We start from the raw sequence: 21,609 nt of genomic DNA on the forward strand, positions 1-21,609 counted from the left end.
TGCGCAGACTATAGCGGCTGCGCCGCCGGTGCCAGTACCGCTTATGCGCTAAAAATTCACATGGGGAGGCTAAAATTCTGCTTGCGTTCCAAGTGAGCGGCCCTAGAATGCGGGCCGTTTTGTCCACTATCAGGATTTTATGTTTTTGGCCTTTCCACACTGATGCCGGGCGGTTACCGCCGGTGCAGTGTGACATCTGAACCTGCGAGGAGCCCCGTCAGTGCCGAGAAAAGCTGACCCTTCCATGCCGGCGGTTATTGCTGCCGGCTCCGATACCTGCCACCGCGAGGTTACCCGCCGTGGCGCCTGAACTCCCTGAGGGCTGGAGCCCTGCCCACAGCAGTGCCCTGTACGGCGTCGATGCCTGGGGCGCGCCTTATTATTCCGTCAACGAGCGCGGTGAAATGCAGGCCCTGTTGCAGCAGGGCGATGACACCGTAGCCGTATCCATCCTCGACATTGTTGAAGGGATGCGCGCGCGCCACCTGGACATGCCGGCGGTACTGCGCATTCGCAATGTGCTGGATCACCGCATAGCGGTGCTGAACGAATCCTTCGCCCGGGCCATTGCCGAGGGCGGCTACAACAACGTGTACCGTGGTGTGTTCCCCATCAAGGTGAACCAGCAGTGCCACGTTATCGAGGAGATTGCCGACTACGGCCGGCGCTACCACCACGGTTTTGAAGCCGGCAGCAAGGCGGAGCTGATCATCGCCCTCAGCCAGTTGCGCGATACCGATACCCTGGTGGTGTGCAATGGCTACAAGGACGGCGAGTTCATTGACCTGGGCCTGTACGCCCGGCGCATGGGCTATCCGGTGTTTTTTGTGCTGGAATCTTTGCACGAGCTGCGGGTGATCATCGAGCGCAGCCGGCACCTGGATATCGAGCCGCTGATTGGCGTGCGCATGCGCAGCGCGGTGAAGGTGGACGGGCACTGGAGCCAGGACAGTGGCGACCGCTCGATTTTTGGCCTGTCCACCACCGCCCTGTTGCAGGTGGCGGCCGAGTTGCGCGACGCGGGCATGCTGCACTGCCTGCAGATGCTGCACTGTCACCTGGGTTCTCAGGTGCCCAATATCCGCAACGTGCGCAGCGGCGTGCTGGAAGCCTGCCAGTTTTACGCCGGGCTGGTGGCCGAGGGCGCCCCCATGGGCTACCTCGACCTCGGCGGCGGCCTGGCGGTGGATTACGAAGGCGCCAGTGCCAACTCCACCCACAGCATGAACTACCAGCTCGACGAGTACTGCGTGAACATCGTCGAGACAGTCCGCGAGACCCTGGACCCGCTGGAGATCGCCCACCCGGTGCTGGTGAGCGAATCCGGCCGTGCCACCGTGGCCTATTCGTCCATGCTGTTGTTCAACGTGCTGGATATCCGCGATTCGCAGCCCGGGAAGATTCCCGCCAGCGCGCCCGAGGACAGCTCCGAGTTTATTGCCCACCTGCTGGAAGTGCTGGCGCGGGTGGACATCGACAGCTACCAGGAGTGCTACAACGACGCGATTTTCTACCGCGACGAGACCCGCGAACTGTTCCACCGCGGCCAGGCCAGCCTGCGCGACCGCGCCCTGGCCGAGGACATCTGCCTGGCGGTGATGCAGGCCATCAACGCTCTGCTGCCGCAGCTGGAGCGGGTGCCAGCGGAGCTGGAGAGCCTGCCGGAGCAGCTGTCGGACATCTACTACGGCAACTTCAGCCTGTTCCAGTCACTGCCGGATATCTGGGCCATTGACCAGGTGTTTCCCATCATGCCCATTCACCGGCTCGACGAGGAGCCGCTGCGCGAGGGCATTCTGGCGGATCTGACCTGCGACTGCGACGGCCGTATCGACCAGTTTACGCTGCCGGGTGGCCTGCGAAACACGCTGCCGCTGCACGGCCTGCGCGATGGCGAGGACTACTACCTGGGCGTGTTCCTGGTGGGCGCCTACCAGGAAACCCTGGGTGACCTGCACAATCTGTTCGGCGACACCAACGTGGTGAGCGTGTCGATCAATGCCGATGGCAGCTTTGATTTTGTGCGCGAATTCCACGGCGACAGCATTGCCGACGTACTCAGCTATGTGGAGTACGAGCCCAAGCACATGCAGGAGCAGTTCCGCAAAGTGGCCGAGGACGCCGTGCGCAGCGGTCGCATCAGCGTGGCCGAGCGCCAGCGCATTCTGCAGGCCTTCCGCGATAGCCTGCAGGGCTACACTTATTTCGAGCATCATTCCTAACAGGAGGTTTCATGGCAAAGGTAATCATCATCGGCGCCGGTGGCGTCGGCGGCGTGGTGGCCCACAAGTGCGCGCAATTGCCACAGGTGTTCAGTGACATCCTGCTGGCCAGCCGCACCGAGGCCAAGTGCAAGGCTATCGCGGCGCAGATAGAGCGCCCCATCCGCACCGCCCAGGTGGATGCCGACAACGTCGAGGAACTGACGGCCCTGCTGAAGCAGGAGCAGCCGGAGCTGGTGATCAACGTGGCCTTGCCCTATCAGGACCTGTCGATCATGGACGCCTGCCTGAATGCCGGGGTGAACTACCTGGACACCGCCAACTACGAGCCGCCGGATACCGCCAAGTTCGAATACCACTGGCAGTGGGCCTACCAGGACCGCTTCGAGCAGGCCGGCCTGACCGCGCTGCTGGGCAGCGGCTTTGACCCGGGCGCCACCAACATGTTTACCGCCTATCTCGCCAAGCACTACTTTGACGAGATCGAGGAGCTGGACATCATCGACGTGAACGGCGGCGACCACGGCTATCCCTTCGCCACCAACTTCAACCCGGAAATCAACATCCGCGAAGTCAGCGCCGAGTGCCGCCACTGGGAAAACGGCCAGTTCGTGACCACGCCCCCCATGTCGAAAATGGCGCGCTTTGAGTGCCCCGACGCGGTGGGCAGCTACAACATTTACCGCATGTACCACGAAGAACTGGAATCCCTGGCCAAGCACTTTCCCAGCCTCAAGCGCGCCCAGTTCTGGATGAGCTTTGGCGACAGCTACCTCAAGCACCTGGAAGTGCTGGGCAACGTGGGCATGACCGGTATCGAGCCGGTGGACTACAACGGTGTGGAGATTGTGCCCATCCAGTTCCTGGCCAAACTGCTGCCGGACCCGTCCACCCTGGGCCCGCGTACCAAAGGCAAAACCTGCATTGGCTGCATTGTGCGCGGCAAGAAGGACGGTCAGGAGAAGGTGATGTACCTCTACAACATCTGCGACCACCAGGCCTGCTATGCCGAAGTGCAGTCCCAGGCGATTTCCTACACCACCGGCGTGCCGGCCATGATTGGCGCCAAGATGATTCTGGAAGGCCACTGGAAGCGCCCCGGGGTGTGGAACCTGGAGCAGTGCGACCCGGACCCCTTCATGGCGGACATGAACCAGCACGGCCTGCCCTGGCAGGTAGTGGAACTGGACCCGGGCTTCCGCCTGGACGTCCAGAAAGGCGCGGAGCTCTGAGACGCCGCCGTGGAAATTAACCAGTTCACCGATTTTTCCCGCCTGGACCTGTCCCGGCTGCCATCGCCCTGCTTTGTGGTGGACGAGGTGGCCGTGGAGCGCAACCTGCGCATTCTGGCCGACGTGGCCGAGCGCAGCGGGGCCAGGGTGCTGTCGGCGCTAAAGGCCTTCAGCATGTGGCACTTTGCGCCGCTGGTGTCGCGCTACCTGAGCGGTACCTGCGCCTCGGGCCTGCACGAGGCGCAGCTGGGCAGAGAGTTCTACAGCGGCGAAGTGCATGTGTTTGGCGCGGCCTACAGCGAGGCCGACCTCAAGCAGATTCTGGCCATTGCCGACCATGTGGTGTTCAACAGCTGTGGCCAGTGGCAGCGCGCCCAGCCGCTGGTGCGCCAGGCGCTGATTGAGCGCCCCGGGCTCCGCTTTGGCCTGCGCATCAACCCGGAGCACTCCGAGGGGGATGTTGCCATCTACGACCCCTGCGCCCCGGGTTCGCGCCTGGGCATCCCGCTGTCGCAGCTGGATGAGGCGGCGCTGGAAGGGATTTCCGGACTGCACTTTCACACCCTGTGCGAACAGGACTTCCCGCCCCTCAAGCGCACGCTGGACGCAGTGGAAGCGCGCTTTGGCCACCTGCTGGGGCAGATGACGTGGGTGAACTTTGGCGGCGGCCACCACATCACCCGGCCCGACTACCAGGTGGATGAACTGGTGGACTGCATTCGTGCGTTTTCCGAGCGCCACGGCGTGCAGGTGTACATGGAGCCGGGGGAGGCGGTGGCCATTGGCACTGGCGTGCTGGCCACCACGGTGCTGGATACCACCTGGAACAGCCTGGACCAGGCCATTTTGGACACCTCCGCCACCTGCCACATGCCGGATGTGCTGGAAATGCCCTATCGCCCGGGCATCTACGGTGCCTCGGAACCGGGACAACGCGCGCACGACTACCGCCTGGGCGGGCTGACCTGCCTGGCGGGGGATGTGATCGGTGATTACAGCTTTGATGCCCCCCTGGCCGCGGGCCAGCGCCTGCTGTTCCAGGACATGGCCCACTACACCATGGTGAAAACCACCACCTTCAACGGCTGTGGCCTGCCGGCCATCGCGGTGTGGAATTCCGAGACCGACGCCCTGCAGGTCATTCGCGAATTTGGCTACCAGGACTTCCGCCAACGGCTGTCCTGATTGACACCCCGGCCGCTGTCGCGACTGCGCCAGCGGCTGAGGTAGCAGCCCCTGCGGCCGTTCTGATCCTGCCGGCCGCTATTCCCTGAAGTACACCACCTGATGGGTGCTGGCCAGCAACTGGCCGGCATCGCTCCACAACTCCGCGGACTGGTCGTGATAGCCCTTGTGGTAGCGGTTGCCCCAGGCCCGGCCCAGCAAAAAGCCATCGCCCTGGCGGGCCAGCTCCGTCTGGTCGGCGTGGAAGTAGGTGGTCAGGCTCACCGTGCCCACCGGCACAAACTGGGGCCGGCGCACAAACACTCTCGGAAAGAAATTGTCGGCAATGGCCGCCAGGCCCGGAAAGTCCAGCGGCCGCGGCGGGTTGTCGCGTATCCACAGCACGGTTTCCGAGCTGTCGCTAGCTTGTGGCGCTGCTGCCAGAAACCCCATGCCGCCGTGCACCACCCGCATCTCATAGTTGCTGACCCAGCGCGGCAGGTGATCGGTGGCCAGCGGCTCGGCCTCGGCGGCCGGCGCCACCTGCGGCGGGCGGCGCTCCTGGTCGGCCCAGGTGTCGCGCCGGCGGGCAAAAACAGCGCTGGCGGTCACGGGTGTCTCCCCATTCTGGTGCAATTCCATCAGCCAGTGCTGGGAGGAGCGGTTGGTGCAGGTGGGCCGCGTAGCCACCGTGAACGGCGCTTCGCTCACCGGGCCGCCGAAGTTCACGGTCAGGGACAGCGGGTCGCCCAGGCGCTGGGCCGACTGGCAGGGCGCGTTCAGCATGACAGCGGCAAGCACGCCGCCAAAGGGGCCGATGAAGTTGGCGTAGTCAGCGGGAATCTGGCCGGTAAACGTATCGTCGGAGCTTGGTTCAAGGGCAATGGCGCGCTCAAAAGGGTGGGTCATGGGACTTCCTTGTACAACAAAGGGCTATAGCAGGCCGCTCGTTATAGCAGCGCCGCCAATGGCGCGGCAAGCGGGCAGGGCGCTGCATTTTTGCACAGGGTGTGTCGGTGGGAACAAATATTGCTACTTGTTCAGTACTAAGTGCTCAGTACTAAGTGCTAGGCCGTGCGGCGACAGCGGGAACGAGGTGAGTGTGCCGTCGCGAAAGCAGCTGCAAGTGAAGCGGGGAATGTGGGGGAACAGGGGTGAAAAAACCGGCCGGGGCAGGGTGCAGATTGTGCGAGGCAGAACGCCCATTAAAGAAGCTTTTGTGCGGAAAATCACGCATTAAATTTTTTAACTTCGTCTTTTTGGCGCTTGAATTTGCTGTATGCTGAGGACGAGTCTTCAGTGAGTTTTCTTTGTCCAGGGACAGGGGAGGAATAGAACGATGAGCCTATTCAATCACTATCAGGACCGCTACGAATCCACGCGCGAGGAGGAGTACAGTCTTCAGGAGTACCTGGAGTTGTGCAAATCCGACCCCAGTGTTTACGCCTCCGCCGCCGAGCGCATGCTGCTTGCCATCGGCGAGCCGGAACTGGTGGACACCGCCAAAGATCCTCGCCTCAGCCGCATCTTCGCCAACAAGGTCATCAAGCGCTACAAGGCCTTTGACGAGTTTTACGGCATGGAGGAGTGCGTCCAGAAAATCGTCGCTTACTTTCGTCACGCCGCCCAGGGGCTGGAGGAGCGCAAGCAGATCCTCTACCTGCTGGGGCCGGTGGGCGGCGGCAAGTCATCGCTGGCCGAGCGCCTGAAGCAGCTGATGGAGCGCCAACCCATCTACTGCATCAAGGGTTCACCGGTGTTTGAGTCGCCGCTGGGCCTGTTCAATGCCGACGAGGACGGCCAGATCCTCGAAGACGAATACGACATTCCCCGCCGTTACCTGAAGTCGGTGATGTCGCCCTGGGCGGTGAAGCGCCTGCACGAATACCACGGCGATATCAGCCAGTTCAAAGTGGTGAAGGTGTTTCCGTCCATCCTCGACCAGGTGGCTATTTCCAAGACCGAGCCGGGGGATGAGAACAACCAGGATATCTCGTCGCTGGTGGGCAAGGTGGACATCCGCAAACTGGAACACTTCGCCCAGTCCGACCCGGATGCCTACTCCTATTCTGGCGGCATGTGCCGGGCCAACCAGGGGCTGATGGAGTTTGTGGAGATGTTCAAGGCACCGATCAAGGTGCTGCACCCGCTGCTCACGGCCACCCAGGAGGGCAACTACAATGGCACCGAGAGCATCGGTGGCATTCCCTTTGAGGGCATTGTGCTGGCCCACTCCAACGAATCCGAGTGGCAGTCCTTCAAGAACAACAAGAACAACGAGGCCTTTATCGACCGGGTGAGCATCGTCAAGGTGCCGTACTGCCTGCGGGTCACCGAAGAGATCAAGATCTACGAAAAACTGCTGCAGAACAGCTCCCTGCACGAGGCGCCCTGCGCACCGGATACGCTGGATATTCTCGCCCAGTTCAGTGTGCTGTCGCGGCTGAAGACGCCGGAAAATTCCAGCGTCTACTCCAAGATGCGCATCTACGACGGCGAATCCCTGAAGGACCGCGACCCCAAGGCCAAATCCATTGTGGAGTACCGCGACAACGCGGGCGTGAACGAGGGCATGGACGGGCTGTCCACCCGCTTTGCCTTCAAGGTGCTGTCGCAGGTGTTCAACTTCGACGCCGTCGAAGTGGCCGCTAACCCGGTGCACCTGCTGTATGTGCTGGAAACCGCCATCGAGCAGGAGCAGTTCCCCCAGGAGACTCACGACCGCTACCTGAACTTCATCAAGGAGTGGCTGACGCCCAACTACGTGGAGTTCATCGGCAAAGAGATCCAGACCGCCTATCTGGAGAGCTATGCCGAATACGGCCAGAACCTGTTCGACCGCTATGTCACCTACGCCGACTTCTGGGTGCAGGACCAGGAATACCGCGACCCGGAAACCGGCGAAATCCTCAGCCGCTCGGCGCTCAACGACGAACTGGAGAAAATCGAGAAGCCCGCAGGCATTTCCAACCCCAAGGACTTCCGCTCGGAGATCGTCAACTTCACCCTGCGCGCGCGGGCCAACAACGAGGGCCGCAACCCCAAGTGGACCAGCTACGAAAAGCTGCGCACCGTGATCGAGAAAAAAATGTTCGCCAGCACCGAAGATCTGCTGCCGGTCATTTCCTTCAACGCCAAGGCCTCGGCCGAGGACAAGAAGAAGCACTCCGACTTTGTCGAGCGCATGGTCGATCGCGGCTACACCGAGAAGCAGGTGCGCCTGCTGTCGGAGTGGTACCTGCGGGTGAGAAAGTCGCAGTAGCCTAGGGCGCCTTGCGCCGCCCCGCCATTGCGGGCGGCGGCTGTAGTGAGTCATGCGTATGATTTGAAGGTCTAAACACAGGATTGGCAGCATTCAGCGACCGGAGGCAAATCAGTGGGATTTCTGATCGATCGCCGCAACAACCCCAAGCAGAAGAGCGCGGTGAACCGCCAGCGTTTTCTGCGCCGCTATCGCGAGCAGATCCAGCGTTCCGTTGCCGACAACCTCAAGGGCCGCCAGATCACCGATAACGACCGCGGTGAGCAGATTTCCATTCCCACCAAGGACATCGGCGAGCCCCAGTTCCATCATGGCCGCGGCGGCCAGATCACCCACGTGGTGCCCGGCAATGAAGAGTACACCCGGGGCGATCGCATCCCGCGGCCCCAGGGCGGCGGTGGTGGCGGTGGCGGCCAGCAGGGCAGCCCCGACGGCGAGGGCATGGACGACTTTGTGTTCCAGATCAACCAGCAGGAATTTCTCGATGCGCTGTTTGACGACATGGAACTGCCCAACCTCACCAAGCGCCAGCTGTCGGGGCTGGAGGAATTCCAGCGGCGGCGGGGGGGCTTTGCCTCCGACGGCGCGCCGGCCAACCTCAGCATTGTGCGCTCCCTGCGCTCGGCCACCGCCCGGCGCATTGCGCTGGGGGCAGGGCGCCGGCGGGAATTGCGTGATCTGGAGGCAGAACTGGCGGAGCTGGCGGAAATGCCACAGACGCCAGAGCACGATGCCCGGCGTGCCGAACTGCTTGAGCGCATAGAGGTGCTGCGCGAGGCCTTATCGCGCATTCCCTTCCTGGACGATGTGGATATCCGCTACCACCGCCACTACAACGAGCCAGTGCCCCATTCCAAGGCGGTAATGTTCTGCGTGATGGATGTGTCCGGCTCCATGGACCAGGCCACCAAGGACCTGGCCAAGCGCTTCTACATCCTGCTCTACCTTTTTTTGTCGCGAAACTACGACCGCACCGAGCTGGTGTTCATCCGCCATCACACGGTGGCCAAGGAGGTGGATGAAGAGGAATTCTTCAACTCCCGCGAAACCGGCGGCACGGTGGTGTCCAGTGCCCTGGACCTGATGAAGAGCATTATCGAGGCGCGCTATTCGCCTGCCGAGTGGAATATCTACGGGGCCCAGGCATCCGACGGCGACAACTGGCCGGACGACGCCCAGCGCTGCACCGCCCTGATCCGGCAGATTCTGCCCCTGTGCCAGTACTACGCCTATGTGGAAATCACCGAGAGTGGCGACAAGCCCCTGTGGCAGACCTACTCCGGCCTTGAGGGCGAGTGGGGCGAGGTGTTTGCCATGCAGCACATTACCGGGCCGGGGGATATCTATCCCGTTTTTCACGAACTGTTTCGCAAGCAAAGCGCCTGACACGGGAGTTGGCACGACATGGCAGAGCACCCCAAACGCGAGCCACCGAAGCGCGAGCCCCTGTCCACCGAGTCCGACTGGACCTTTGAGCTGCTGCAGGATTACGAGCGGGAGATTGCCCGCATTGCCGGCAACTTCGGCCTGGATACCTATCCCAACCAGATCGAGATCATCAGCTCCGAGCAGATGATGGATGCCTACGCCTCGGCGGCCATGCCCATCAACTACCACCACTGGAGTTTCGGCAAGCATTTTTTGGGCGTACAGAACAACTACAAGCGCGGGCGCATGGGGCTGGCCTATGAAATCGTGTTCAACTCCAACCCCTGCATTGCCTACCTGATGGAGGAAAACACCCTCACCATGCAGGCCCTGGTGATTGCCCATGCCAGTTACGGGCACAACTCCTTCTTCAAGAACAACTACCTGTTTCGCACTTGGACTGATGCGGAGTCCATCATTGATTACATGCTGTTCGCCCGGAACTACATTGCCGAGTGCGAACAGCGCCACGGCATCGATGCGGTGGAAGACGTGCTGGATGCCTGCCACGCGCTGATGAATCACGGGGTGGATCGCTACAAGCGGCCCTATCCGCTGTCGGTGGAAGAGGAGCGCCTGAAGCGGGAGGAACGCGAGGTCATTCTGCAGCAGCAGGTCAACGAGCTGTGGAAGACCCTGCCGGTGGCCGAGGCCGAGGCCCAGCAACACGAGCACCGCTTCCCGGAGGAGCCCCAGGAAAATATTCTCTACTTCCTGGAGAAAAACGCGCCTCTGCTGGAACCCTGGCAGCGGGAGATTATCCGCATCGTGCGCAAGGTGTCCCAGTACCTGTATCCCCAGCGCCAGACCAAGGTGATGAACGAGGGCTGGGCCTGCTTCTGGCACTTTCACATCCTGCACGAGATGTACCGCGAAGGGCTGGTGACTGACGGCTTTATGATGGAGTTCCTGCAGTACCACACGGCCGTGGTGTACCAGCCGCCGTTCAACTCGCCTTATTACAGCGGCATCAACCCCTACACCCTGGGCTACGGCATGATGCAGGAGCTGCGGCGCATCAGCGAAAGCCCCACCGACGAAGACCGCGCCTGGTTTCCGGACATTGCCGGCACCCCCTGGCAGGAGACCATGGACTTTGCCATGCGCAACTTCAAGGACGAGAGTTTTATTCTGCAGTTTTTGTCCCCGCGCCTGATCCGCGAGCTCAAACTGTTCGCCGTGGTGGACGATCAGGACAAGGACTACCTGGAAGTGAGTGCCATTCACGACGAGGCGGGCTACCAGAAAGTGCGGGAATCGCTGTCGGCCAACTACGACCTTGGCAACATCGAGCCCTACATACAGGTGTACAACGTAAACGTGCGCGGCGACCGCGCCCTGACCCTGCGCCACGAAATGCACCGCGGCCGGCCGCTGGAGCAGGGTAGCGCCGAGGAAGTGGTGCGCCACTTGCAGCAGTTGTGGGGTTTTGACGTGATTCTGGAATCGGTCAGCGGTGGCGAGGTGAAATCGCGTATCGTTCACAGCGAACTGGGCATCGGGGCCTGACACCAACCGGTGATCAGGCCCGCTACCGGCTTGCGAAGACGGTAGCGGGCAGGGTTACAATCGACCCCGGATAACAAGACAACACCGGGGTGACCTTTGAATCAGCATCATTACCCGCCTATCGCCAGGCCCCTGCAGTGGGCGATGGCGGTGGTATTCAGCCTGCTGGGCGCCTGCGCCTCGGTGCCGGCGCCCGGCACTTACGAGAAAACAGCCAGCCACGCCCTCACGGCAACCGGCGACACCACCCTGGGCCAGCGGGTGCAGGCGAACTTCGGCGATTTGGGGGACCAGTCGGCTTTTTATCCGCTGGTAGATGGCATGGACGCCTTTGTGGCCCGCATGGCGGTGGTGGCGGCGGCCGAACGCAGCCTCGATATCCAGTATTACATCTGGCACAACGATACCAGCGGCGTGCTGCTGATTGGGCAGATTCTCAAGGCGGCGGACCGGGGCGTGCGGGTGCGGCTGCTGCTGGACGACCTGGACACCGAGGACAAGGACGCCTTTTTGGCCCGCTTCGATGCCCATCCCAATATCGAGGTGCGGCTCTACAATCCCTTTGGCTACCGCGGCAATCGCGGGGTGGGTTTTGCCGGCGACCTGAAGCGGCTCAACCACCGCATGCACAACAAATCCCTCACTGCCGACAACCAGGTGACCGTGGTGGGGGGGCGCAACATCGGCAACGAGTACTTTGGCGCGGTGGCGCACACTGCCTTTCAGGACCTGGATGTGATTGGCATCGGCCCGGTGGTGGGCAAGGTGTCTGCCATGTTTGACCAGTACTGGAACAGCGACGTGGTGGTGCCAGTGGCGGCTTTTGGCGTCGCCGATATCAGCGACAGCGAGCGACTGCAGGCAGCCCGCAACACCCTGGAGCAGCGGGCGCTGCAGTACATGGATTCGGACTACGTTCACGCCATTCGCGAGGAGGGCGTGCTGGAGCGGCTGAAACTCGCCGACATGCGCTTTTACCGGGGCCGGGCGGCGCTGCTCTACGACTCGCCAGACAAGGTGAGCGCCACCGCCGTGACCGCAGAAACCCACCTGGCACCCCAGCTGGCGCCGCTGTTTACCGAGGCCCAGGGTGAGGTGGTGGTGGTGTCTCCCTACTTTGTGCCCGGCGAAAAGCTGGTGACGTTTTTCGGCGAACTGGTGGCGCAGGGCATTCGGGTGCGCATTCTCACCAACTCCCTGGCGGCCAACGACGTGGGGCTGGTTCACGCCGGCTACATCCGCTACCGGGAGGCGTTGATACGCAGTGGTGTAGAAATGTACGAATTCAAACCCAGCCCGAACCAGATCACCCGCAACAAAAAGTGGATTGGCTCATCGGCGGCGAGCCTGCACGCCAAAACCATGGGCTCGGCCCACAGCCGGGTGTTTGTGGGGTCGTTCAACCTGGACCCGCGGTCCATCGCCCTGAATACCGAAATGGGCATATTGATTGAGAACGAGGCGGTGGCCACCCAGTTGCACGACACCTTTGACATCATGGTCAACCGCCAGGCCTACCGGGTGGAACTGGTGGACGGCGACCTGCGCTGGGTGGACCCTGCCGCCGACGGCGCACCACAGACCTACGACACCGAGCCACACACCACCTGGTGGCAGCGGTTTGCCGCCGGCACCCTGTCGCTGATCGTGCCCGAAAGCATGCTCTGAACGGTACGCGCACCATATTGGTGCGCACTGTCAGGCACAGCCGGGCTGGTGCCATGGGCCGCAGCGGGCTGGATCTACAGCCACCCGCGCCACACTCCCTAAGCTGCAAGGCAAGTCGGGGCGTTGTGCTCCAAAAGCCTACGCACGGGAGAAACGGCATGCAGCAGGCGGCCCTGTCGGCACCAGTTCCAGACATCATCCAGACCGACCGCGACACGGTCTGGCACCATCTCACCCCGCACAGCCAGTTCGACCACAGTGACCCGACGGTCATTGTGAAGGGCGAGGGCATGCGGGTCACCGACGCCACCGGCCGCGAGTACCTTGATGCCACCTCCGGCGGGGTGTGGTCGGTGAACGTGGGTTATGGCCGCACCGAAATTGCCGATGCCGTTCGCGACCAGCTGGTGACCATGTGCTACTTCGCCGGCACCGCCGGCAGCGAGCCGGGTGCCCGCTTTGCCGAGCGCCTGCTGCAGAAGCTGCCGGGGCTCGGGCGGGTGTACTACTCCAACTCCGGCTCCGAGGCCAACGAAAAGGCCTACAAAATGGTGCGCCAGCTGGCCCACCTGGAGGGCGATGGCAGCAAGTCCAAAATCATCTACCGCGACCGGGATTACCACGGCACCACCTTCGGTGCCCTCAGCTCCACCGGCCAGTTTGAACGCAAAGAACACTACGGCCCCTTTCTGGATGGCTTTGTGTCCTTTGCCCATTGCTGCTGCTATCGCTGTCCCTTCGGCAAAACCTACGGCAGCTGCGACATCGACTGCGCCCGCGACCTGGAAGCGGTGATAGAGCGCGAAGGGCCAGACACCGTGGGCGCGGTGGTGCTGGAGCCGATCACCGCCGGCGGCGGTGTGATTCCGCCGGTCCCGGAGTACTTCCCCATCATCCAGGCCATCTGCCGCAAGTACGATGTGCTGCTGCACATCGACGAGGTGGTGTGTGGATTGGGCCGCACCGGCGAGTGGTTTGGCTACCAGCATTTTGATGTGCAGCCCGACATCGTCACCATGGCCAAGGGCGTGGCCAGCGGCTATGCCGCCATATCCTGCACCGTTACCAGCGCCGACCTGTTCAACCGCTTCAAGGCCCAGCCGGCGGACCGGCTGGGCTATTTTCGCGACATCAGCACCTTTGGCGGCTGCACCGCTGGCCCCACTGCGGGGCTGGTGAATATCGACATCATCGAGCGCGAAGACCTGCTGGCCAACGTGCGCCAGCGCGGCGCGCAGCTGCTGGAGGGCCTGGCCGCCCTCAAGGCCAAGTATCCGCAGGTGGGCGATGTGCGCGGCGTTGGCCTGTTCGCCGGGCTGGAGCTGGTGCAGGACAGGCAGAGCAAAGCACCGGCCCCGGAGCAAACCGCCATGGCGGTGGCCAGGGACTGCGCCGAGCAGGGCGTGCTGATCGGGCGCACCAACCGCAGCTTCCGCGAGTTCAACAATACCCTGTGCCTGAGCCCGGCATTGATCGCCTCGTGCAGGGATATCGACGACATACTCGAAGCGCTGGACGGCGCGCTGATGCGTTGTGCCTGATCTGCGGTGCCTGCATCCTGGGCCGCGCTGCGTTATAGTCAAACCGGACACAGGAATCACTGCATGAAGTACCGCACCATCCTTACCCTGTTGGCGCTGATGGCGCCGCTCCCCGCGCTGGCGGCCGACATCGACGCCTGGGTCGACAGCCTGATGGGTCCGGTGACCGAGGCGCTGTCTTCCGTTGTCTTCTTCAGCGTCCCCCTGTTTGGCGCCGAGCTGCCGCTGGTGGTGCTGTGGCTGGTGGCCGCGGCGGTGTTTTTCACCGGTTACTTCGGGTTTCTCAATGTGCGCGGGCTGCCCCACGCCTTGCGCATTGTGCGCGGCACCTACCACGACCCGGAGCACCAGGGGGAGGTAACACACTTCCAAGCCCTGGCCACCGCCGTGTCCGGCACGGTGGGCATCGGCAACATCGGTGGCGTGGCGGTGGCCATTTCCGTGGGCGGCCCCGGCGCGGCGTTCTGGATGATTGCCGCCGGCATCCTGGGCATGTCCACCAAGTTTGTGGAATGCACCCTGGGCACCCTGTACCGGCGCGAAAACCCCGACGGCTCCGTGTCCGGCGGGCCCATGTACTACCTGGAACGGGGCTTTGCCGAACGCGGCAGGGCGGCCGCGGGCAAATTCCTCGGGCGCTTTTATGCCCTTGGCATCGTGATTGGCTGCATGGGTATCGGCAACATGTTCCAGGCCAACCAGGCCTATGTGCAGGTGGTGAATGTTACCGGCGGCTTTGGCTCCAGCTGGTTTGGCGACAAGGGCTGGTTGTTCGGGCTGATGCTGGCGGCGCTGGTGGCGCTGGTGATTCTGGGTGGCATTCGCAGCATCGCCCGGGTCACCGGCAAGGTGGTGCCCTTTATGGCCCTGTTCTATTGCGCCGGTGCGCTGCTTATCCTGTTCATGAACCGCGAGGCACTGCCCTTTGCCCTGCAGGCCATTGTCAGCGGCGCCTTCAGCGCCGACGGGGTAGCGGGGGGCGCGCTGGGCGTGATGGTGATCGGCTTCCAGCGGGCGGTGTTCTCCAACGAGGCGGGCATTGGCTCCGCCGCCATTGCCCACTCGGCGGTGCAAACCAACGACCCGGTCACCGAAGGGTTTGTATCGCTGCTGGAACCCTTCATCGACACGGTGATCATCAGCACCATGACCGCGCTGGTCATCATCACCACCCTCTACTACGTGCCGGGCTTTACCGAGGGCCTGGGCGGCATCGAGATGACCTCCCGCGCCTTCGAGCGCAACGTGGCCTGGTCTCCTTACTTTATTGCGGTGGCGGGCTTTCTGTTTGCCTTCTCCACCATGATTGCCTGGTCCTACTATGGCCTGAAGGGCTGGACCTACCTGGTGGGCGAGGGGCGCAAGGCCGAGGCCGCCTTCAAGCTGGTGTTCTGCCTGTTTGTGGTGATTGGCTGCAGCATGCAGCTTGGCGCCATTCTCGACTTTTCCGACGCCCTGGTGTTCCTGATTTGCGTGCCCAACATCATTGGCCTGTACCTGCTGGCGCCGGTGGCCAAGCGCGAACTGCAGCGCCACCTGCAGCAGATTCGCGATAACAAGGCACCCCGGGCAGAGCCCGCCGCCGCTCGCAGTTAGCCAGCGATTTCGCCGGCTGTTTCACCGGATTTTTACCGGCCTTTTTGCCGGCATAGCACGCGCGCGCTTTATCTCACCAGTTTGCCGAGAACGGCGCACCTTCGGGTGCGCCGTTCGTGCTGTTGGTGCTTCTGTTTTTGCTGTTGTCGCTGTTGCCTACCCGCCAAATTTCGCCTTGTTTTTGAGCGGAAAATGGCTGCCCGTGTTCGTCAACGCCGCGTTGGCGCAGGTGTGTACGCCAGGCTGTGGGGCGGAGTTCCGGCACTATTGCGGTGCGCTCGGCCTGGAAAATTTATGCAAAAAGCGCCGCGGCTGTGCATGGGGCGGGCGGGCGCCGGCAGTGGCCTTACCTTTCCAGATGGCTGGTTCTATGGCGCTTACCGCCCAGCCTCTACTGTGGTCTCAAGAGCGCGGAAAGCCTAACAAACACCCCTGACGGGTAACGTCGCTCCTTTTACGTTCCAGTTGGAACAGGTGCTCTGCCGGTGCAGCAACGCAGAGTCGACGGTAACTGTTTTGTGCGGTTCCCCGGGAACCACAAGATAGGGGGTTACATGAACAAGTCATTCAACTTTGAAAAACGTCCTCTGGCTTATGCCTTTGGCCAGCCCATCGCGTATCTGCTGGCGGGTGGCATGGCATTGTCCGCCAGCGGCGCGCGGGCACAGGCCGCATCCCCCGAAGGGGTGGTGGAAGAGGTGATAGTGACCGGATCGCGGCTCAGCCGTACAGGCTACGACACGCCCACGCCGCTGACCTCACTTGGCTCGGAAGAACTGGCCACCCAGGCGCCGGAGAACATTGCCGATCTGGTCAACACCCTGCCGTCGGTTGCCGGCAGCCAGAATGGCACCACCAACTCCGGTAACCTTGCCACTGGCGTGGCAGGCATCAGCGCCATCAACCTGCGCGCCCTGGGCGCCGGGCGCACGCTGGTGCTGCTGGACGGGCGCCGTTCGCCGGTATCCACCTCGTCGGGCTTCATCGATACCAACACCATGCCCCAGGGCCTGATCGAGCGGGTAGAGGTGGTGACGGGCGGCGCGTCCGCCGCTTACGGTTCCGGCGCGGTGGGCGGCGTGGTCAACTTCATTCTCGACAAAGACTACGAGGGTGTAAAAACCACCGCCGACTACGGCCTCACCGCCCGTGGCGACAACGAGTCCAAGCGCGTGGGCTTTACCGCCGGCACCGCCTTTGCCGGCGGCCGTGGCCACTTCCTGTTCGACTCCCAGGCCACTGACAGCGAGGGCATCCACGACACCCAGCGCGACTGGAACAAGTCCGGCTACTACGCCATGCCCAACCCGGCCCTGTACCGGGGCGAGCAGGGCGTGCCCACTTTTATTGTTGGCAAGCAGATTGGCCTGGCCTCCCACACCATTGGCGGCCTGATCGTCGATGGGCCGTTAAAAGGCACCTATTTTGGCGAGGGTGGGGCCATCAACCAGCTCAACTACGGCGCATTGGGTGGCCAGTGGATGCAGGGCGGCGACTGGCAGTACACCTCGCACCAGGCGGGCACCCAGTCGCTGGCGGCTGCCGATGAGCGGCAGAGCTTTTTCACCCGCGCCAGCTTTGATGTAAACGACGCCTTCAGAGTATTTGGCGAAGCCTCCTACGCGGGTTGGGAGGGCTACGCCAATTACCTGCGCGTGCCCACCCTGCGCAACGTCATCACGCGCGACAATGCCTACCTGTCAAACGAGATGGCCCAGGCCATGGACGCGGCGGGGGTCGATGCCTTCCTGCTGTCTACCGCCAATGGCGATGCGGATATCTCCGGCCACAACAACGAGCGCGAAACCTACCGCTTTACCGCCGGCGCCGAGGGATTCTTCAACCTGTTCGAGAAAGACTGGGACTGGGACGCCAGCTACACCCAATCGCGCACCGTTGCCCTGCAAAAGTACCTGCCAACCATCTACCATCTGGAACGCTACGCCATGGCCACCGATGCGGTGATTGACCCGGCCACCGGGCAGGCCGTTTGCCGCAGCACACTGAGCGACCCGGACAATGGCTGCGTGCCCCTGAATATCATGGGCACCGGCGTGTCCACGCCGGCCGCCTGGGACTACGTCAGCGGCGCACCGGAGCGGGAGGAAACCTACGACATGGACGTGGCCGCCCTGAATTTCCGCGTGAATGACATCACGGGCTGGGCGGGGCCCATCGCCATTGCCTTTGGCGGTGAGTGGCGCGAGGAATCCATCGACGGCGACGTTGAGGCGCAGTACCAGAGCGGTTGGCGCTTCGGCAACTTCCAGGAAGACCGCGGCGAATTCGACGTGTGGGAAGGCTATGTAGAAACCCTGGTGCCCATCGGCTTTGGGGTGGATTTTAACGGCGGCTACCGCTACGCCGATTACAGCCTGAGCGGCGAAGTGGAAACCTGGAAGCTGGGCCTGACCTGGCAGCCAGTGCAGGACGTGACCCTGCGCGCAACGCGCTCGCGGGACATTCGCGCGCCCAACCTGGGCGAACTGTTCGCCACCGGCACTGCCCGTGGCAACACGGTAGAGATTGACGGAGTGATCGTGCCCTACCAGCAAAGCCTGCAGGGCAGCACCGCGCTTGCCCCGGAAGTTGCCAAGGGCTGGAGCGGCGGCATTGTGTGGCAGCCCAGCTTCCTGCCGGGCTTTGGCGCCTCGCTGGACTACTACGACATCGAGGTGAACGACGTGATCGGCAGCGTGTCGGCGGAGCAGGTGGCCAGCTTCTGCTTCGACAGCGGCATACAGGCCTACTGCGACGACATGGTGTTTACCGACCCGAGCGACCCCACCACCCTGACCACCATCAACATCTACTACGAGAACCTGAACAGCCTGCGCGCCGAGGGGCTGGATCTGGAACTCTCCTACGACTTTGAGATGGCCCAACTGGTGTCGGATGTCCCCGGCTACGTCAGCCTGCGCTTCATGGCGACTCACTACATGGAGAATGTCACCGACAACGGCGCCACCGCCATCGACATGGCGGGCACCAACGCATCGTTTACCGGCGTCACGCCCGACTGGAAATACCGGGCAACAGCGCTGTACAGCCTGGCGCCGTGGACCTTCAACCTCACCCTGCGCGGTGTCAGCGCCGGCGAACTGGGGGATGACTTCATCGAATGCAGCAACAACTGCCCGGCCAGCGTCTACCCGGCCTTTACCATCGACGACAACGACGTTGATGGGCAGGTCGTGTTCGACGCCTATATCTCGCGCAGCTTCGACTTCTGGGATGACAGTACCGGTGAGGTCTACCTGGCCTGGAGCAACATCTTCGACGAAGACCCGCCGCTGACCGCCGAGCCCCTGTACCAGGGCACCGACCTGCCATCCGCCTACCCGCAGACCAATCGCGGCCTGTACGACTTCCTGGGCAGCCGCTTTCGAGTTGGCGTGCGGGCGGAGTTTTAAGCATGAAACAGACAGACGCTGAAGTGAAAGCCCACGGCGCCCTGCGCCGGCTGGCGTTGCCAAAAACCTGAAACAGTTGTTGCGGGCTGTGCAGTTTGGCCCGGTACCGTTGGGGTGCCGGGCCTTTTTTATGTAGGGTGGAAGGTAAAGGCGCGGTTTGTCACGTGCCGTATCAGAGGGGCTTACTCCCTAGCACAATACCGGCACGCCCATGGCGGACATGATGTCGCAGTTCATCTTCTCCCGCTCCTTGGCGGCCTGGTTGGCATCGTGCTTGGCGTTGGGGGGCAATAGTTGTTTGGCCTGCTCGTAGCTGAGCTTTGCCCGCCACTGCTGGCCGTCGTGGTAGAAGTCGGATTCCATGGCCAGCGACCGAGGCCCGCCACCGGCCACATCTCCCAGCTTGCTGTACACCTGCCGTTGCTGTGCGTTCTGCATGCCCGGGTAGTCGATGCTGGAGGACACAGTCGCGGTGTAGCGGCAGTGGGCACGGCCATCCTGCACGTCGCAGCGCTCTATCGCGACGTCTTTCACGGCGTGGTACACGTTGGGCGCCATGGGGTTGTTGGTCCAGGTAAAGAAGCCCGCAGACGAATGGACGAGCCTGGCCTTGATGCCATTGCCTTCGTGCTGGCTTTGCGGCATCAGGGCCCAGATCTCCTTCACCAGGGCGTGGCGGATTTGGGTGTTGTCGATGGTGTCGGTCGGGTGCTCCGCGCTGTTCAGCGATGCCAGGCTTTGGGCGTTCAGCTCTTCAAAGCCTAGCTGGTAGTCTTCCTCGATCCGGGCATACATCTCCTGGGTTTTTTTCGCGCGCAGGGCCTGTTCCTTGGCCTTCTTTTGTGCCTCTGCCTTGCGCTCGGCCTTCAGCTTCATCTGCTGCTGGTGCTGCGCCTCCAGTTCCGCCAACTCCACTGCATGAGATGCCTTGAAGAACGCATCAACCTCGGCACAGTCCGGCGCAACATAAGTGGCGGGCAGGGGGCGGCCTAAGTAGTCGCCTTGGTCGGTACGCGGCGGGTAAATGTAGCCAAGGGCCGCCTGGTAGGTGGCCGTGGCGCGCTTGCAGGTCATCATGCCCACCGTGGCCTTGGCCCGCCCATAACGCAACTGCTGGTACTTGGGTAGGCAGTAGGTGAAGTGTTCGAACTTGTCCTCGGCTTCGTCGTAACCCAGGCAGGGCGACCAGGCGGCGGGGCGACCGTGAATCAACTCAACCACCTCAGACAGCGTCTCGCAGGATGGCCTGTCGACATTCGGGTCAGCCAGGGTTCTGGAATTCACCCGCCTGCCGGCTTTTGGGTCCAGCGCGGTGGTAGCCACCTGCACCACCCGGTACTGCATAAGGGCGCACTTCTGGTTGGGGTCGAACTGTGCCTTGGTTCGCGCGTTGAACTCGCTGGCGTCCGCCGCGAGGCAGGCGAGAATGGCCGCCGGGTCGTTCATATCCAGGTTGCCGCAGGCCTGGGCGGGGTCCGCCTGCGCGGCAGTTGCCTGTGCGCTAGCGGCAAGAGAGAAAAGCCCTGCAAGTATAATCCGCATAAAAATCCCTTTTTACTGATTAAACCCGAACTGCTGGAGCCAGTGGTCGCGCTTTATGCTAACAACCGGGGCAGGGCGTGTCACGGCGGCGCACCGCCCCGGTCTACTCCCGGTGAATCGACAGGGGCGAGAAGGACTGGCGCACGGGCATCAACTCAAGCGCATTGACGTTGAGGTGTGGCGGCAGCGAGGCCAGCCACCAACAAGTATCGGCAATGTCCTCGGGCTGGATGGGGTTGGCGCCAGCGTAGAGGGCGTCGTGGGCATCCTGGTTGCCGTCGGTGCGCACCAGGGTAAATTCGCTTTCAGACAGGCCCGGCGCCAGGTTGGTAACGCGCACGCCGGTGCCCTGAAGGTCGCCGCGCAGGGCGTAGGAGAACTGCTCCACAAAGGCCTTGGTGCCGCAGTACACATTGCCGCCGGGGTAGGGCCAGTGGCCGGCCACAGAGCCGATGTTGATGATGCTGGCACCCGCGCCGTTGTCAATCAGGCGCGGTAACAGGGCGTGGGTGACAGTGGTGAGGCCCTTGACGTTGGTGTCGATCATACGATGCCATTTTTCCAGGTCGCAGTGCTGGGCGGGCTCCGTACCGAGGGCCAGGCCGGCATTGTTGATGAGCGTATGCACCTTGTCGAAGGGCGCTTCCAACGCCGTCACAGCGGCCTGCACTGCATCGGTGTCGCGTACATCCAGCGTGAGTGGCAGCACCGCGCAGCGCGGTTCCAGTGCTTTTTGCAGGGCTTGCAAGCGCTCCGTGCGCCGCCCGGTGAAAACAAGGTTCCAGCCCTGCTCGGCAAAGCGGTGGGCGCAGGCCAGGCCAAAGCCGGAGGTAGCGCCGGTGATGAAAACGGTATTGGGCATGGTTAGTGTCCGGTAGTGAAGCGGGCTGCCATCATACCGTCTCGGGCGGTGATTTGCGTTGTGGTGGGGGCGGTGTGCAGCTCCCTTGGGGAAGGGTGAGTGTTTCCTGTTGAAAATGTGGATTACCCAATTGGCTAGATACGCCGCAAAGCCGTCTTTGGGCAGTCCAA

The 21,609-nt window shown here is 62.6% G+C and carries 13 protein-coding genes; 10 read left to right on the forward strand and 3 right to left on the reverse strand.

The genetic code is table 11. The features are described 5' to 3' along the window. Positions 1-299 precede the first annotated feature (299 nt). From speA to nspC, 3 genes are read left to right on the forward strand one after another with little or no spacing between them, the layout of a single operon-like run. The gene (speA, locus tag DDZ17_RS00360) at positions 300-2,222 is read left to right on the forward strand and encodes a biosynthetic arginine decarboxylase (RefSeq protein ID WP_206613395.1); all 1,923 of its coding nucleotides are present in this window, start codon (positions 300-302) and stop codon (positions 2,220-2,222) included. An 11-nt stretch (positions 2,223-2,233) separates the two neighbouring features. Further along, a complete protein-coding gene (locus DDZ17_RS00365) occupies positions 2,234-3,454 on the forward strand; it encodes a saccharopine dehydrogenase family protein (RefSeq protein ID WP_116363982.1) in 1,221 nt (406 codons plus the stop codon). 9 nt (positions 3,455-3,463) lie between these two features. Next, on the forward strand, positions 3,464-4,639 hold the full coding sequence (gene nspC / locus DDZ17_RS00370) for a carboxynorspermidine decarboxylase (RefSeq protein ID WP_206613396.1): 1,176 nt from the start codon (positions 3,464-3,466) through the stop codon (positions 4,637-4,639). A 78-nt stretch (positions 4,640-4,717) separates the two neighbouring features. Here nspC and DDZ17_RS00375 read toward each other — a convergent pair whose 3' ends face one another. Beyond that, positions 4,718-5,527: an acyl-CoA thioesterase gene (locus DDZ17_RS00375; protein WP_116363983.1), complete on the reverse strand. Its 810-nt coding sequence runs from the start codon at positions 5,525-5,527 to the stop codon at positions 4,718-4,720. A 430-nt stretch (positions 5,528-5,957) separates the two neighbouring features. On the opposite strand from DDZ17_RS00375, the gene DDZ17_RS00380 reads away from it, so the two are divergent. The 7 genes from DDZ17_RS00380 to DDZ17_RS00410 all read left to right on the forward strand — a co-directional run bounded on the left by DDZ17_RS00380 (position 5,958) and on the right by DDZ17_RS00410 (position 19,035). Then, positions 5,958-7,880: a PrkA family serine protein kinase gene (locus DDZ17_RS00380; protein WP_116363984.1), complete on the forward strand. Its 1,923-nt coding sequence runs from the start codon at positions 5,958-5,960 to the stop codon at positions 7,878-7,880. A gap of 114 nt (positions 7,881-7,994) precedes the next feature. Beyond that, the gene (locus tag DDZ17_RS00385) at positions 7,995-9,266 is read left to right on the forward strand and encodes a YeaH/YhbH family protein (protein WP_116363985.1); all 1,272 of its coding nucleotides are present in this window, start codon (positions 7,995-7,997) and stop codon (positions 9,264-9,266) included. 18 nt (positions 9,267-9,284) lie between these two features. Further along, the gene (locus tag DDZ17_RS00390) at positions 9,285-10,817 is read left to right on the forward strand and encodes a SpoVR family protein (RefSeq protein WP_116363986.1); all 1,533 of its coding nucleotides are present in this window, start codon (positions 9,285-9,287) and stop codon (positions 10,815-10,817) included. 96 nt (positions 10,818-10,913) lie between these two features. Then, on the forward strand, positions 10,914-12,485 hold the full coding sequence (locus DDZ17_RS00395; protein ID WP_157976372.1) for a phospholipase D family protein: 1,572 nt from the start codon (positions 10,914-10,916) through the stop codon (positions 12,483-12,485). Positions 12,486-12,643: 158 nt separating this feature from the next. Beyond that, entirely contained in the window at positions 12,644-14,026 is a 1,383-nt protein-coding gene (locus tag DDZ17_RS00400; RefSeq protein ID WP_116363988.1) for an aminotransferase family protein, read from the forward strand. 63 nt (positions 14,027-14,089) lie between these two features. Beyond that, positions 14,090-15,622 carry an alanine/glycine:cation symporter family protein gene (locus DDZ17_RS00405; protein ID WP_116363989.1) on the forward strand — a complete coding sequence of 511 codons (1,533 nt, stop codon included), beginning with the start codon at positions 14,090-14,092 and terminating at the stop codon, positions 15,620-15,622. A 554-nt stretch (positions 15,623-16,176) separates the two neighbouring features. After that, on the forward strand, positions 16,177-19,035 hold the full coding sequence (locus DDZ17_RS00410; RefSeq protein WP_116363990.1) for a TonB-dependent receptor plug domain-containing protein: 2,859 nt from the start codon (positions 16,177-16,179) through the stop codon (positions 19,033-19,035). A gap of 189 nt (positions 19,036-19,224) precedes the next feature. Here the strand turns inward: DDZ17_RS00410 and DDZ17_RS00415 are convergent, their stop codons facing one another. Together DDZ17_RS00415 and DDZ17_RS00420 are read right to left on the reverse strand one after the other, a co-directional pair. Next, the gene (locus tag DDZ17_RS00415; protein WP_157976373.1) at positions 19,225-20,577 is read right to left on the reverse strand and encodes a hypothetical protein; all 1,353 of its coding nucleotides are present in this window, start codon (positions 20,575-20,577) and stop codon (positions 19,225-19,227) included. A 103-nt stretch (positions 20,578-20,680) separates the two neighbouring features. Continuing rightward, complete coding sequence (locus tag DDZ17_RS00420; RefSeq protein WP_116363992.1) at positions 20,681-21,439, reverse strand: SDR family NAD(P)-dependent oxidoreductase; 759 nt, start codon at positions 21,437-21,439, stop codon at positions 20,681-20,683. Positions 21,440-21,609 lie beyond the last annotated feature (170 nt).

Source organism: Parahaliea mediterranea (assembly GCF_003402235.1).
Lineage (GTDB): Bacteria > Pseudomonadota > Gammaproteobacteria > Pseudomonadales > Halieaceae > Parahaliea > Parahaliea mediterranea.